Here is a 16,170-nt window from a genome sequence, read left to right on the forward strand (position 1 = left end):
GGCAACTGGATACGGCATCGGTACATCTAGGAGTGCCATGACAATTCATGAGCCATCACCAGTGACGGAGTCGACGCAGGAACTTCGGCTTGCCACGACGATGACCGGCGGCGTCAGTCTCGCGATCTGGATGGCAGGCGTTACGCGGGAGATCAACTTGCTCGCTCAAGCGTCGCAGTGGCGCAGGCTCGGGACAACATTCCCGAGACGAAGCAATCTCTCCAAGGAGTCGGCCGATTGCCTGAAGCTTTACGCCGAACTCATCGACCTGCTCGACATGGTCGTCGACGTCGACGTCTTGTCCGGGACAAGCGCAGGTGGCATCAACGCCGCTGTCCTTGCTTCGTCGCGTGTGATGGGCACGGACCTCGGCGGGCTTCGCGACCTCTGGCTAGATCTCGGGGCTTTGACTGATCTCATTCGAGACCCGAGAGACAAACACACCCCGTCCCTGCTGTACGGCGACGAACGCATGTTCGCCGCGCTGGCTAATGAGATTCCTAAGCTCGAGACCGGTCCATTCCCGCCCGCCGTCTTCCCCGAGGGTGCCCGTACCCCTTCCACCACGCTCTACATCACGACGACATTGCTGACCGGCGAAACCAGCCGGTTCACCGACTCATTCGGCACGCTCGTGCAAGACGTCGACCGTCGCGGCCTCTTCACCTTCACCGAGTCCGACCTCGCAAACAATGGCACCTTCCCGGCACTGGCATTGGCCGCTCGCAGCTCTGCGTCGTTCCCCGTCGCGTTCGAACCCTCGTTCATTCCGTTCACTGGCGGAACCGCGAAGCAGGGGGCGGTGCCCGCCCGGCCCCCGATGGCGCCCTTCACGAATCTCACTCGCCCGCACTGGGTTACCGATGGTGGCCTCCTCGACAACCGGCCCATCGACGTGCTGCTCCAGCGGATCTTCGATCGTCCCGCCTCCCGGTCGGTCCGCCGGGTTCTTCTCTTCGTGGTGCCTTCCTCCGGCCCGGCACCCGATCTTGTGCAAGAGCCACCCTCGGATGACGTCAACAAGCCTTTTGGACTTGTGGACGGACTCCTCAAGGACTTTGCCGCGATCACAACGCAGTCGATCGCAGCGGACTTGAGAGCGATTCGAGCCCATCAAGACCGGATGGAAGCGCGAACCGACACCCGACTGCGTCTAGCCGAGCTGGCGGCCAGACTGCCCGCAGGATCGCGGCTCCTGACCACGTCATTGCTGACTGATTACCGAATCCGCGAGGCGACCAGACAGGCTCATGCACTCACCACTGCTCTGCTGCGCCAACTCGGCACGTGGCCTCCGGCGCCGAGCGCATCGACCGAAAGCGTTCCCGAGAACTGGCTGAACGACCTCACGGTCGGAGGTGACCCCGCGACGGTCTGCCAACAACAGATCACCGAGGCGATTCTGGGTCGTTGGTCGCAGCCGCCCAACCGGCCGCTCCCCGAGACTGCAGCTGATCTTGCTCGGTATGGCCAACCGGCGTGCGACCTAGCGAAAGCATTGGCAATCAACGTCGCTCAGGCGGCATACCAGCTCGCAAAGTCCGACGCCGAGACCGCCGCCGTCGCGGAAATCATCCAAGGGATCTTCAGAGCTTTCCGACCACCCAAACAGTTGAACCTGGGGGACCTCGTTCGCAAGGTGTGCACCGACCCCGCGGTCCGACAAGAGTCACTTCAGAACGCCGCCGGTGTTCTGGCTGCGGAGTATCTCAAACGATCAGCAGTGAAAGAGGAAGCATGGGAAAGGCTCGGCGGGGTTTTCGTCGACGGCTCTGCGGCGTTGACGCGACTTGCCGCAAGCGCAACGTCCGCTGTTGGCGTCCAGTCGAATTCCCTGCTCGCACAGGACCATATTGCGGCCAGCCAGCTCGCTACCTACCTCGATTATCTGGGGCCTGCGAGCAGCGCGCGAGCCGTGGCAACGAAATTGTTCGACCTGGCCGCTTCTCAGCGTGCGATGCTCCGGGCCGACGCCGAGGTCGAGCAGTCCCTGGACCTCGTGCAAGTCAGCGCCGATACGCGCAATCTGCTCGCACCTGATTGGCAGACAGCCCAGCAAAAACTCACCGGCATGCAGTTCCATCATTTCGGCGCCTTCTACAAGCGATCATGGCGAGCCAACGACTGGATGTGGGGCCGACTCGACGGCGCGGGATGGCTCGTGCATGTTCTGCTCGACCCACGCCGCGTGCTACGGGCTTCCCAGGCGCATGCCCACGAAAGCAAGGAGAACACCGACGGTTCCGAGACCGGAGCGCAATGGTTTTTGCGTAGACTCAAAACCCTTGGGGCACCGGAATTCCCGAGTTCGGGCTATCGTATTCCAGCTCTCGACGCCGGGTCCGACCTGTACCTTACTGAAGAGATGCTGCTGGATGAACTTGCTTTCCTCGACGACCCATCTAAGGCGATGCCGTCAAGCATTCCCAAGACATCGCTGTGGCTTGCCCAAGCATGGCAGCAACGAGTTCTTGACGAGGAATTGGACGGACTGGCCGACTCCGTTCTCGATCCACAACCAGGACAGAAACCGGATTGGAGCCCGGCGCGTTCCCGAACGTGGGCCAAGAAGGTCTTGGCCGCCGGCCCGGGAGACGCCAAATATGCTCTCCTGAACGATGATCCGGTCGCATGCGAGACTTTTGCGACCGATAAGGGCTCACCGCTGATGGCACACACCATCACCAAGGCCGCCGCGACCTTGTCCGGGACAGTTGGTTCCGTGCGACAGCTGCCTGGCGCCCTCAAGCCTGCGCTGACGACCCTGCGAACACTAACGCTCGGCGGATATCGCGTGGTGTCGGTAACCAAAGGCGTCGCCAGGTCAATCATCATCGCCGGCGCCGTGCTCCTGGTGCTGGGAGCCGCCGCCGCATTCCAATCCGGAACGCTGTTCGGAGTCACCGGCCTAATCATGGCTGGGACAGGCGGCTATCTCATTGCCCTCGGCACCTGGCAGCTCTCGAGCAGGCTACTTTTCGTACTACTCTCCCTAACCCTTGTCGGCGCAACACTTTCCCTGACTACGCCTGTCGTGCGTAGGTGGCTGTTCGGTGAAGGCGGCGTAGTCGGCAGGCATGTCTACTGGCTGGGGGCGCAATGGTGGCACCCCCTGGTCGCAGTCGGGGCGGTCGCCTTGACCCTCACCGTGGTTGCAGCAGCCAAGCCGCGGCGAAGATAACCGCCGCTCTGAGCGACCACGTAGCGGAACTCCGGCGATACTCGCGATCAGGTTCTCCGCCTAGCGTGGCCGGCAGGCCGGGTCGTGAACCGCCGTGCTCTCACACAGAGCCTGATCGTGTTCCACTGTGCAATTGACGCCAGCGCCGATTACACGTGTTTCGTCCTAATTGCTCTCCGTCAAAAGGACTTTGGTCACTATTGCTTCGCAGGTGCGGATGATTAGCGTTACGCACCGACAAAGAAACCCAGGCCATCCCGGCACAGCCACCTAAGGGGACATCATGGGTTCAGGGTCTGTTGGCACCATCGACCACAAGATCAATGCGGCGGTTGCACGTGCCAAGGAAAAAGCAAAAGTCGGTTCTGTCATTGATACCATCGCCGTCGGCCACGGGCCGACCGGGTTGGCGATCAAAGGCGATCACCTCCACGTCACCAACAGTCTCGACAACGCCGTGCGAGTGATTAACACCAAGACGGACGCCCTTGAGGGCCAACCCATCGCTGTCGGTAATGCCCCGGGGGGCATAGCCGACAGCGGCAACCGTGGTTACGTCGCCAACTTCAACGACGGCACCGTGACGGTGATCAACACCAAGACCAACACCGTTGAGGGCACACCCATCGCCGTCGGCGGCCAGCCGGCGGCAGTGGTGGTTCACGGTGAACGTGTGTACGTCACCAATCACATGAACGGCACCGTGACGGTGATCGACACCAAGAAGAAGAGGATCCTCACCACCATTACCGTGGGGAGCCGCCCTCTCAATGCCGCCTTCAGCGGTGACCGCCTCTATGTCACCAATTACGGCAGCAATACGGTGTCCGTAATTGACACCACCGCCAACAGGGTCACAGCCACAGTCGCCGTGGGCAAGAGCCCACATGGGGTGGCACCCCGCGGGAATCACCTCTACGTCGCCAACGCCGACAGCAACACGGTGTCGGTAATCGACACCACCACCAACAGGGTGACCGCCACCATTCCTGTCGGCAACCATCCGATCGGTGTAATCGGCAGCGGTCAACGCCTCTACGTCACAAACTTCTTCGACGGCACTGTCACTGTCATCAACACCAGGAACTACGCCGTGCTGGGCGCGATCACGGTTGGCAATAACCCGATCGGGATGGCGGTGCGCGCCAAGCACCTCTACGTCGCCAACTACGGCGGCAACACCGTGTCGGTAATCGACACTCAAGGCATCGCGCCTCCGCCGAATAGGCCTCCGGTAGTTGAAGATCCGGCCTACACCATCACACTCGTGCATGCCGACACCGGCGTTGTCAACGGTGCTTTGCATGTTACCGACCCCGACGGCGACACCCTGAGTTATGCCAGCCCGGCCACCAGTGACAAAGGCGGCACCGCGATCGTCTACCCGGATGGCTCGTTTGCCTACACGCCAACCGCCGCCTCCCGCCTACACGCGGGCCAAACACCTGAAACCGACACAGACAGCTTCACCGCCACCGTCAGCGACGGCCATGGCGGCACCACAACCGTCGCAGTCTCCGTGCCAGTCTTACCGACACAAGCGATGACCGGCACAATCCTCGTCGGCAGCAGCCCTTACGGAGTGGCCTTCAGTCCCGACGGCCATCGCGCCTACGTCGCCCAGGCCGCCGGCACAGTGTCGGTGATCGACACCGCCACCAACACCGTCATGACCACCATCGCCGTCGGCGGCTCTCCGACATTCGTGGCAGTCAGCCCTGATGGCGCCCACGCCTATGTCACCAATAGCGGCGACAACTCGGTATCGGTGATAGACACCACCACTAACACCGTCACCGCCACCGTGGCGGTCGGTGTAGGCCCCCAGGGTGTAATGATCACCCCGGACGGCACCCGCGCCTACGTCAACAACTTCAACTGGCATGGCCCCGGATCGGTGTCGGTGATCGACACCGCCACCAACACCGTCACCGCCACCGTGCCCGTCGGCTCCAGCCCGTGGGGAATTACGGTCAGCCCCAACGGCACTCGCGCCTACGTCGTCAACACCTTCGGCAGCTCGGTGTCGGTGATCGACACCGACACCGCCAGCTCCACGTACAACACTGTCATCGCCACCGTCGGCGTCGACTACTACTCGCACGGGGTGGCGATCAGCCCCGACAGCACCCGCGTATATGTCGCCAGCTCCAACAACAACAGGATGTCGGTGATCGACACCGCCACCAACACCGTCATCGCCACGGTCGCCGTCGGCAGTTTCCCCAGTCAGGTGGCATTCAGCCCGGACGGCACGCTCGCCTACGTCGCCGCCGAGAGCAGCAACGCGGTGACGGTCATCGACGCCGACCCCACCAGTGCTAGTTACAACGCCGTCATCACCACCGTGCAAGTCGGCAACTCGCCTTGGGGGGTGGCGGCCGGCCCCGACGGAACCGTCTACGTCAGTAACGTTGGCGCCGGGGACAATTCGGTATCGGTGATCACCCTCGTTGCGCCCGGAATCAACCATCCCCCGGTCGCGGGCACCCCCACGATCGGTGCCCCAGACCCGGCCACCGGTGTGGTATCCGGCACGCTGGGCTTCACCGACCCCGATAATGACCCCCTGACCTACACGGTCACAGGTGCGCCGCTTAGCGGGGCGGTCACCATAGACTCCACCGGAACGTACTTCTACACCCCAACCCAGGCCGGCCGCCTGCGCGCCGGGCTGACTCCAGAAGCCGACACCGACAGCTTCACCGTCACCGCCAACGATGGACGCGGCGGCACTACCGCAGCTACCGTCGCAAACATCCCAATAGCGCCAACGCATTTGACCGTAGCAACCACCATCGCAATCGGTGACTACTCCGGTCCATCTCGTGTGGCTTTTAGCCCCAACGGATCCCGCGCCTACGTCACCGATTACGCGGCCGGTGCGGTGTCGGTGATCGACACCGCCATCAACGGCCTGCTCGGCGAGCGGATCCCGGTCGGCAGCCAACCCCAGGGAGTCGCAGTTAGCCCCGATGGGGGGCTTGTCTACGTTGCAAACCTTGGTGTGGGCGCTAATTCGGTGTCGGTTATCGATACCAGCATGCAGGCCGTGACCGCCACGATCGCGGTTGGCAGAACCCCCTGGGGGGTCGCGTTCAGCCCTGACGGAACCCGTGCCTACGTCACCAACAACGAGTCCGACTCGGTGTCGGTGATCGACACCACCACCAACAGCCTTAATGACATCCCGGTCGGCGGCGGTCCGCGCGAAGTGGCCGTGAGTCGCGACGGCACCCGTGTCTACGTCGCCAACGCAGCCGGCTCGGCGTCAGTGATTGACACTGCCACCAACACCGTCACCGCGACCATCGATCTCGTCCCCAACGTGTACGGGGTGGCAGTCAGCCCCGACGGCACCCATGCCTACGTCACTAACAACGAGCTAGACACCGTGTCGGTCATCGACGCCGTCACCAACACCGTCATCGCCACCATCCCCCTCAACGGCGCGGGCGTGGTGGCGGTCAGTCCCGACAGCAGCCTCGCCTACGTCACCGGTGGCGATTTCAATGCCGCCAACATGTCGGTGATCGACGCGGCCACCAACACCGTCATCGTCACCATCCCGATCGGTCAAGCTTCGAGCGGACTAGCGGTCAGCCCCGACGGCAGCACCGTCTACGTCGCCAACTGGGCTAACAACACCATTTCGATGATCGCGATGGAGGTACTCCAATGAAATCCGACGATTACGCAAGAGCCATCATCGCTGAAGGTCAACGGCGAGGAATTACGCCCAAGGGGATCCAAATCGCCTTGGCCACAGCACTTGTCGAATCCAACTTGACGATGTACGCGAACGAAGCCGATCCACCGAGCATGGATTTTCCACATGACGCTGTCGGCTGTGATCATCAATCTGTCGGACTGTTCCAACAACAACCTTGGTGGGGCAAAGTTGAATGCCGCATGGACGCGGCGTGTTCGGCAGGACAGTTTTATGACGGAGTCGGAACCAACAGAGGATTGAGAGCGTTCGATTACAACTCAGATGCCCAAAGCCCGGGTTCATACGCTCAGGCTGTGCAAGGCTCTGCAGTCCCCGATGCATATGACAAAAGGTGGAATGACGCTGTCGCCCTTTACAATCGATTGGTAACACCCCTTGATCCCGACGCTTGGCCGCTGCCGCGCCCACCGAAGGTCTATTGGGGACCGCAACAGGGCCCAGACGACGCCTGGTCCAATCTGGATGGGTCTGAGCCGCAGGCTTCTCGTGATGGGCTCATCCGCTGGCAGACGGCGCTGGGCATTCACCCCAGTGGTGTCTTCGATGCTGCTACCAAGGCCGCAGCGATCCTATGTCAGCAATCCCACGGCTGGCCCGTAACGGGCAACGTCTACAAAGGTGAATGGGATGCCGTCATCAAAGACGGTTGGCGGCTGCCCGATGGCGTCCCGCTGCCGACGACCGGAGTTTTGCGGGCCAATATCGATTACGCCAAAAAGATCTTCACCGCCCGAATCGGCAATCCTTACGCCTATGGCGACGTACTCGATCCCAACAATCCCGGCGCCGGAACCGACTGCTCAGGTCTCGTATTCGCGGAGCTAGAGGCATTGGTCTACGGGCCCACCAACATGGACTGGACTCGTCGGGGCACCACCGAGATGTGGCCCTACGACTACGCCAACAATGCTGCCGCGACCCCTGGCACGAGGGGCCCGTACGGCACGGTCTGCGCCGGCGGAGGTCCCGGCGGCCTGGCCGCTGTCCCTGCTGACGCGGTTGCGATCATCCCGATCATGCATGGCGGTGGGGGCGAAAACTCCCACATGGAAATCCAGGTCGACGGCATGTTGATGGAATCGGGCGGCAATCACAACAATGTTCCGCTCGGTGCGTCGGGTTCGATCGGTGGGGCAGCGCAAGGAGCCGCCCCCCTGAACCATCCTCAATGGACTGACTACTGGTATCTGCCCGGGCCAGTGATCGGGAATGAATTGCCCGGCCCCGCAAAGCCTCCCGTGGTGCCCCCGGACTACCTGCGACTCATCTACGAGCAGCTGGCCGGACCAGTGGGGGCGGATGGATACGGGCACGGGTGGCCGCAGCTTGGCTCCGACGCCAGCGGCGCCAACCTGACCCTGGTGGACTTCCTGGCCAAATACAAGCCCGCGCTAGACGAGCTACTCGCCCAGGCCGCCGCGCCCCCCAAAAAAGCCCTGTCTCGTAGACCAAAGCCGACCGCAAAAGCCGCGGCGCCCGTCAAGACAATTCCGCCCGCGAAGACCGCGGCGCCCGTCAAGACGATCGCTGCTGCGGCCGATGGGGCAAACCGTACCTTGTCAGCAAGGAAATCAGTTGCGGGAAAAGCCAATTCGAAGAAGACGTAATAGATGCGCGCAGCCAAGCTGACGACTTCAGTGCCCGTGGCGCAGTAGGACGCCGCGAGTCGGACAGAAAGTGAGTTTGCGATGTCCCTGCCATACCGACTCGGATCGAATGGACCAGAGATCAGCTACTGGCAGAGCTGGTTTCAGCGGTGGTACCCCGCTTATGCGCCACCGGCCGACGGCTCCTACGGCAACGACGAAGTGGTCGCGGTCAAAGAGATGCAGCGCCGCCTGGGGCTGCCGCAGACCGGTGAGTTCGATGTGGTCACCGCGGCCCGGGCTGGCTACACGGCGCCCGTCGGCACACCGCCACCCGCTATCCGAGCGGAAGGCCCGCGTCATTTAGCCGTGGTCCATCGCGGCACCGGCGGCATCATCGGCGAGGACCCGGTCAGCAGGGTCTGCCAGGCCGTATCCGATCTGGTCGAAGAGCAGAATCCGACGTGGGCGGCAACGATGGGCGGGATTCCGGTCGGCACAGCCGGCAACCCTGCAGACCCGTCGATGAACGCCGCGGTGGCCGAAGCGCTTACCGCCGCCCAGAAGATGATTGGGAGCGCCCTGCAGGCCAACCCCAAGCGGAAAGTCATCCTCGGCGGCTATTCCTCCGGCGCCGAGGTCACCGCGCGACTACGCAAGTGGATGGCCGAAAACCACCCCGACAACTACTTGTGCAGCTTCTCGATGGGCGATCCGACACGGCCTCCGGGCGGATGTTTCTACCCGTTCGACGGATGGGATCCCGGCGGCCAGGGCATCGCCTCATGGCACTACGGCGACATACGCGATGCACGGCACTGCTGGCTGACCAACACCAGTGCGCCCGGCGACATGTACGCCCGGGTGCCACGGGGCAAGACCGGCGAAATCATGCAGGACGCCTACGACATGGTGACCAACTTCAGCTTCCGCGACCCTGTCTCAGCCGCACAGGCGATCGTGAAAGCCATTCCCGAGATCGCTGAGGATTCCGGCATCGAAGTGCCCGACGCCCTCAAGGCGGTCGCCGGCGGAGTCGGCGGCATCGCGCAATACATGATCCCGCTGCTGCTGGCCGGGTTGGCCGGGCTGATCGGTCTCGGCAACCCCGACACCTTGACCGGCACCGCCGCCGCGGCCGCGGCGGCCCGAATAGGGTTGACTTTCTTGGCCGCCGGCACCGGTCCGCACATCCGCTACCCCTTTGACGAGGTCTGGCCGGGCCAGACGTATCTCGGGCTCGCAATTCAGCACGTGCGCGACTGGGCGACGCGGGTAGCGCCCGTCGCTGCCTGAACACAAGCCGTCCCTCGAAAGAGGATTTACGATGCCCGACAACCCAACACGAGCGCGTCGCATCCACAGTGAGGCGGCGCCGGAGCGAAATGGCTTTCCACCTCATACTCAATGACGCGTGCGCACGGAGCTTCTGGTCGTCGGGGGCGTCATTCTGCCGGCTATGCGATAACCCGTCGGACGATATCGAGGCCGCCTAGGTTGTTACAGTTCCGCAGATCTAACTCTGCGGTCTAACGATCATCCATTGGTTGTCACCGGGCAATACGCGAGTGGAGCGGTTGACGGCAGCTACCCGGAAGGGACGGCCGTTGTCGGTGATGTCGGTGTGGCCCTGCTTACCCCCCGAGGTCCAGTTCAGGGTTGCGGTCCATTCGCAGGTGCATGTACTCGTAGTCGCTGTCAGATACCAGACTTCGGTTTTCTCGTCACTGATTGTGTGGGGCAAGCTACCCACACGGAGGTCCTCCTGGTCGGCGGCGACTGCCGATTCGGCGGGGACAGCAGTGACAGCAACAGGTGTCGTGTCCAAGTTTGCCTCGAAGCCATACCGCGGGGTAGGCCCGCACTGTGCCCAGGTGTTCGCCCACGTTCCCTGCGGCGGGTCTGTGTGGGAGCGCACGTTAACCGAGATGCTGTCGACGATAACGGTGTGTTTATTCAGTCCCTGCAAATCCACCTTGACATGGTTGCCGCTTGCCGGGATGCCTCCATTCGCTGCAGCCCACGCGTCCGTGTTATCCCCGGGACGCACCATGGGCAACTGCTGGGGATCTTTGTTGAAAACCCATCCTTCCCCACCAAGCTGACAATTGGCTTTGGGCGACAGAACCGTTACGGTGGCAGCCAAGTACTCCTGCGGACTGATTGTCGTGGTAAACCAGCCAGCGGCCCAAGCAACCGCCGGGATCACCACTGCCGTGGTCAATACGCCGCCAGCCCACACTAGGACCTGCTTCCAACGCTTTCGGGAAGGTGCGGTGACCGCATCATCCGGCAGCTTCTCATTTGCATCCTTCGTTGCTGACACTGTGTCCCTCGTTCTCATCAGCGATATGACAGCTGCAACATCTCGAACCTGTGCTCGGAAGTAAGTCTTCTCATAAGACGTTTGCGTGTTCACTGATGTTGCGATTCCACGCCAATCATCAACAGGGTCTTTGGCCCTCAGATCTGCGAATCTTCAGGGCTGCGCTTGACCCGCGAAAAGCGGCAGGGAACGGCCGCATTTTTCCGTGAACCGTTTGTGGAACCGCCAGGAATCGAACCGCAAGCTCCAAGAGGTGTTTTGGTGTGTGCCGGCCGGTTCGTTCCATTTGATGCCAGTCAGTACCGCTCGTTACGCCGTTCGCGTCCGGGTTACGACGTCATCACCCGTGCCCGAGCAAGTCAACGGGGTGCGCGCGGTCCTTCTGCACGCAATGTCGCAGCGGTTGTTGGCGTCGCGATCGTGGATCACGTCGCCAACAGGTCACTAGAACGCGTCTCCAGCGCGGAGAACGTGTGGCGCCCTGGCACGCCTGGGCATCGCCCGCGGTGCGGCGCCGCAGAGGTTTACGACGGTGATCAACACGATTCGGCGATACCGAAACCAAATCTAGAGCGCTGGCCCCCAATGCCGCAGTGGCACAACAAGTTCAGGGTGCCCAGACGGTTCGACGGCCGGTCAACGACTCATTGCTTCTCGCCGACCCTGTGCCGCTTTGGCGGCCTCGCGCTCAGCCTTTTCTTTCACATGGGTGGAGCAGCTATGCCCCATTTCGCAATGGTAACGGTCACTGCATTCATGCGAACAATAGGCGGATGCCACCGGAAGCCATTCCGGATCAGAAACGTCGCGCGGCCGCTCGGCTGGATGGAACGTGTGCCCGCAGTGCACGCAGGCCTTGGTCTTGACCATAACGGTCAGAGTACGCGCGGAACCCCACTCCGTGGTGTGCAATCCAACCAAATTCGTTGGCGTCGTTCGCAAATTCGTTAACCAAGCTATGGAAAAGAGTTGTTGTCAGCGCGGCACAATTCCAAATTGACGGGGTGGACTATTCCGAGTGCACCCGCGGAGCCGAGTGCCGCGGTTGGTGCAGCAGTGCGCGAACCAACGGACGTGGCCCGAGGGAGCGAAGCATCTGGCTGGCCGGGCGCACGCGTACCCGCTTCGGCCACCAAAACCAGCGTCCCATCATCGTCATGATCGACGGCGTGATGAGCGTACGAACGACGAACGTGTCGAACATCAGACCGATACCGATCGTGGATCCGAACTGACCGATCGCCCGCAGATCGCTGGAGAGCATCGCAGCCATCGTGACCGCGAAAACCACACCGGCTGCGGACACCACCGGGCCCGTCACGCCGACGCCGCGGATGAGCCCGGTGTTCAGGCCGGCCCCGATTTCCTCCTCGATTCGGGACACCAGCATCAGGTTGTAATCGGACCCCACCGCTAAGAGCACGATCAACGCGAATTCCGTTGCCACCCAGTGCAACTGGAAGTGGCCCAAGTGCTGCCATATCAATGTCGAGAATCCGAACGCTGCGCCTAGCGACAGCACGATCGTGCCGACGATGACGCCCGCTGCTACCAGTGCGCGGGTGACGATCACCATGATGATGAAGATCAGCACGATCGACGCCGCCGCGGCGATCAGCAGGTCATACCAGGCACCAGTGGCGATGTCGTGGAATGTTGCGGCGGTGCCGCCGAGGTAGATGTCGGCGTTCTCTAGCGAGGTGAGCTTCAGCGCCTCCTTGGCCGCGTTGCGCTCTTGCTCGACGGACTTGATGCCTTCCGCGGTCGCCGGGTCCACGGCGTGAGTGATGATGAAGCGCGCGGCCTTTCCGTCGGGCGACACCATCAAGCTCAGCCCGAATTGGAAGTCCGGGTTCTGGAAGATCTCGGGCGGCAGGTAAAACAGGCTTTCCACCCGAGCGTCGTTGAACGATTTGCCCATCACCGCATTGGTGTCGGTCAGCCGGTCGAACTGGTCGATCAGACTGTTGAACGAGCTGTAGATGGTCAGCGTGGTATCCCGGATTGACTTCGAGACGGCGATGTTCTCCGGAATGATCGCCAGCAATTCGCGGGTGGCGCTGGCCGTGTTGGTGAGGTCGGTCGTGAGGGCGTGGAACTTTTCGGCCAGCTGATCGAATCCGTCCAGCGCGTCGAACAGCGACCGTAACGACCAGCAGATCGGGATGTCGTAGCAGTGCTTCTCCCAGTAGAAGTAGCTGCGAATCGGCCTCCAGAAGTCGTCGAAATCCGCGATGTGGTCCCGGATCTCGTCCGTGATCTCCGCCGTCTCCGCGGTGGTTTTCGAGCTGTCGTCGGCGGCGTTGGCAAGCTTCTGGGTGATCGCGTACTGGCGCTCAAGCAGGGAGATCTGGGTGTCGAGGAACCCGGTGATCTTCTTGATGTCGCCGACGCGGTCCCTCAAATAATTGAGGTTGTCACGAATCGGCGCGGTTTGCACACTGAGCTGGAATGGAATGGACCCGTCTTCGATTGGTGGGCCGAGCGGTCTGGTGATGCTCTGCACCCGTTCGATGCCCGGCACCCGGAAAATGGCACTGGCAACCTTGTCCAACACCAGCATGTCCCGGGGATTGCGCAGATCGTGGTCCGATTCGATCATCAGCAGGTCCGGGTTCAGGCGGGCCTGCGTGAAGTGCCGATCGGCCGCGTCGTACGCCTGCACCGAGGCCGCGCTCTTCGGCAAGTAGTACAAGTCGTTGTAACGCGGGGTGAAGCCCGCGAGACCAAGGGCGCCGACGATCGCCAGGATGACGGAGGTCGCGAGGATGGGCGCCGGCCAGCGCACGATGGCCGTCGCCAGGCGGCGCCAGCGGGTGTAGTTGAACTTGCGCTTGGGGTCCAAAAGGCCGAAGCCACTGGCCACTGCAATGAGAGCGGGCGTCAGCGTGACCCCAGCCGCCACCACGACCAGCAGTCCCACCGCGCACGGGAACGCCAGCGAACTGAAGTAGGGCAGCCGGGTGAACTTCAAGCAGGCCAGCGCCCCGACGATGGTCAGACCGGAGCCCAGGACCACCTTGCTGACACCGGCGAAGGTGTCGTAATAGGCGGCCTCACGGTCCAGACCGCGTTCACGGCCCTCCTGGTAGCGGCCGACCATGAAAATCGCGTAGTCGGTGCCCGCTGCGATCGCGAGTGAGGTCAGCAGGTTCACGGCGAAGGTCGACAACCCCATGACGCCGGTTTCGCCCAGCAGCGATACCACGCCGCGGCCGGACAGCAGCCCAATGAAGAGGATGAACATCGTCAGCAACACGGTGCTGATGGACCGGTACACGAACATCAGCATGAGCGCGATGATGACGACCGTGATGAGCGTGATCTTGGCGAGGCTCTTGTCACCGACAACGATCACGTCGGCGGTCAGCGCTCCCTGGCCCGCGACGTAGGCCTTGACGCCGGCGGGCGGCTTGGAGTCCGCGACGATCTTGCGCACCGCGGCAACGGATTCGTCGCCGACCGCCCCACCCTGATCGCCTTTGAGGTTGACCTGGACATAGGCGGCCTTATGGTCGTAGCTCTCCACACCCGAGGACGTGAATCGCTGGCCCCAGAAGTTCAGCGCATGCTCGACGTGTTCGTGGTCGGCCTGGATCTTTTTGACCAGGTCGTCGTAGAACCGGTGGGCGTCCGGGCCGAGCGGTTTGTCACCGACCAGGGTGACCAGGACGAGGTTGTCGGAGTCGTACTCCTTGAACTTCTCGCCGATGTGTTTCATCCCGGTTACCGATGGTGCGTCTGACGGCGAGAGCGGGACGGAGATCTCCTCGGCAACCTTCTCCAGCTGCGGGACGAAGACGTTCACCCCGATCGCGATCAGCACCCAGACCACGACGATCGGCAGCGCCAGGACGCGGATGGTGCGGGCTAGGCGCGGTCGGCGCTCAAGCTCGTAGGGCTGGGCGACGGGGATTTCGGCGGTGTCGTCAGCGTCGCGCGCGTCGCTCGTCATGCGGACTTGTCCAAGCAGGAAACCTGAGCGTCGCGGGTGTTGACCTGCTGTTGATCGACCAGTTTGCCGTCGACGGTGATCCGGCAGCCGATGGTGGGGCTGTCACCTTGAGCGACGACGTAGGCGAAGATACCGGGCATCTCCGCGACGATCGTCGTCGACCACGGCAAGGTGGTGAAGTCCGCCTTTTGCGGTAGCGACTCCGCGTCCATCCAGTTGACGACGCCGGTCGTTCCGGGCGGTCCAAAGATTTCGTAGACGGCGGTCTTAGCCGCATACGGCGGCGTCGCATCCCGGGGATCGGGCTTGGCCAGACCGGGTCCTGGGAAGACGTCGTGGAGTCGGTCGACTGCCACGCCGCCGATGATCAACGCCACGACCACGACCAGCGCAACCCAGCCTCGCTTGAGAAGTGTCAGCAACTGAATGCCCCCCGCCCCCGATTGCCCGATGGGCTGATATTAAGACAAATCATCGACCACGCCACCGCAGCGCAAACGCCATAGCGGCCGAGATGATTCCCGGGGTGGCACGTTGCAGCAGGAGTTTTCATCGCGCGGCCGAGGGACGGCCGGCGAGGGCGGGACCTTCGGCGGTGACAACCGCCACACCATCGACCTCCTGAGGCCGCCTCGGTCTGGAGAAAATCGAGCGCGAAAGAACCCTGGTTCGAGAGCGTGCGCCGCACTGGCGTCGCGGTGACTTCGCGCAACGAAGGTGCCCACGGTGAAGAGCTGACCCCTAGGAGGTTCTTCGTCGGCTGCAGACCCAGTTATCACGAACGGAAATCGTTGTGTGGCTGCATGTTCCGCTCAATAGCGTGAACACCCACCGGCGCGTCGTGTACCGCACGCTGCGAGCTGCGCACCGCGGGGCGGCAGTTCGCTTACTCGGTCGAGTTCGCCGGGCTGGTGGGAGTCGTTGGAGTGGCAGGAATCGTTGTCGTTGGAGTCGCAGAGCTTGTCGTTGGGCTCACGGAACTCGTAGGGCTCACGGACGTCGTCGACCGCGTCGGACTCGTGGGGCTGGTAGTCCCAGTCGGGCTCGTCGGGGTTGTCGGAGTCGTAGGCGTGGTGGGCGTGGGAGTCGCCAGGCCGGGGCCTACGCCACACCAGTCCGCCACATCTTTCGGGTACTGCTCGAGCGGTGGCGGACAGCGCTGCCCTGGCGGGAAATTGGCGCCGGCATTGAGCAGATCGCAGGGCACGTAGACCTGCTTTCCGGTTTGAGTGTTGGTCAGACACTTCGTCGGCGGTTGGCCATGGGCCTGGACGGGAATGAGGGCCGCCAGCACCGCCACCACCACCGCGCCGAGCGCGCAAGCTAGACGGCGATAGGTCATGAGAGCTCCTCGTGATGCGGTGTCGGGCGTGTACGACGTGACGTCGC

At 62.6% G+C, this 16,170-nt stretch carries 9 protein-coding genes; 4 read left to right on the plus strand and 5 right to left on the minus strand.

The genetic code is table 11. The features are described 5' to 3' along the window. The first annotated feature begins 37 nt into the window (after positions 1–37). The 4 genes from ACAG21_RS09255 (at position 38) to ACAG21_RS09270 (ending at position 9,796) form a co-directional block, all read left to right on the plus strand. Positions 38–3,181, plus strand: a complete 3,144-nt coding sequence (locus ACAG21_RS09255; RefSeq protein WP_370495703.1) for a patatin-like protein — start codon at positions 38–40, stop codon at positions 3,179–3,181. 283 nt (positions 3,182–3,464) lie between these two features. Next, the gene (locus tag ACAG21_RS09260; protein ID WP_370495704.1) at positions 3,465–6,863 is read left to right on the plus strand and encodes a beta-propeller fold lactonase family protein; all 3,399 of its coding nucleotides are present in this window, start codon (positions 3,465–3,467) and stop codon (positions 6,861–6,863) included. Next, positions 6,860–8,521, plus strand: a complete 1,662-nt coding sequence (locus ACAG21_RS09265) for a hypothetical protein (RefSeq protein ID WP_370495705.1) — start codon at positions 6,860–6,862, stop codon at positions 8,519–8,521. Before ACAG21_RS09260 ends, ACAG21_RS09265 begins: the two co-directional genes overlap by 4 nt. Before the next feature lie 81 nt (positions 8,522–8,602). Next, a complete protein-coding gene (locus ACAG21_RS09270) occupies positions 8,603–9,796 on the plus strand; it encodes a peptidoglycan-binding domain-containing protein (RefSeq protein WP_370495706.1) in 1,194 nt (397 codons plus the stop codon). Between the two features lie 220 nt (positions 9,797–10,016). Here the strand turns inward: ACAG21_RS09270 and ACAG21_RS09275 are convergent, their stop codons facing one another. From ACAG21_RS09275 to ACAG21_RS09295, 5 genes are all read right to left on the minus strand, one after another. Next, positions 10,017–10,826, minus strand: coding sequence for a hypothetical protein (locus ACAG21_RS09275; protein ID WP_370495707.1), 810 nt, complete (start codon positions 10,824–10,826; stop codon positions 10,017–10,019). Between the two features lie 636 nt (positions 10,827–11,462). Next, positions 11,463–11,696, minus strand: coding sequence for a ferric uptake regulation protein (locus tag ACAG21_RS09280; RefSeq protein WP_370495708.1), 234 nt, complete (start codon positions 11,694–11,696; stop codon positions 11,463–11,465). A gap of 139 nt (positions 11,697–11,835) precedes the next feature. After that, positions 11,836–14,781, minus strand: a complete 2,946-nt coding sequence (locus tag ACAG21_RS09285; protein ID WP_370495709.1) for an RND family transporter — start codon at positions 14,779–14,781, stop codon at positions 11,836–11,838. Then, positions 14,778–15,200 carry an MmpS family transport accessory protein gene (locus tag ACAG21_RS09290; RefSeq protein ID WP_370495905.1) on the minus strand — a complete coding sequence of 141 codons (423 nt, stop codon included), beginning with the start codon at positions 15,198–15,200 and terminating at the stop codon, positions 14,778–14,780. The genes ACAG21_RS09285 and ACAG21_RS09290 overlap by 4 nt, the downstream gene beginning before the upstream one ends. Positions 15,201–15,593: 393 nt before the next feature. After that, positions 15,594–15,893: a hypothetical protein gene (locus tag ACAG21_RS09295; RefSeq protein ID WP_370495710.1), complete on the minus strand. Its 300-nt coding sequence runs from the start codon at positions 15,891–15,893 to the stop codon at positions 15,594–15,596. Positions 15,894–16,170 lie beyond the last annotated feature (277 nt).

Origin of the sequence: Mycobacterium sp. pR1184, from assembly GCF_041287235.1 — a bacterium.
In the GTDB taxonomy this organism is placed as follows: domain Bacteria; phylum Actinomycetota; class Actinomycetes; order Mycobacteriales; family Mycobacteriaceae; genus Mycobacterium.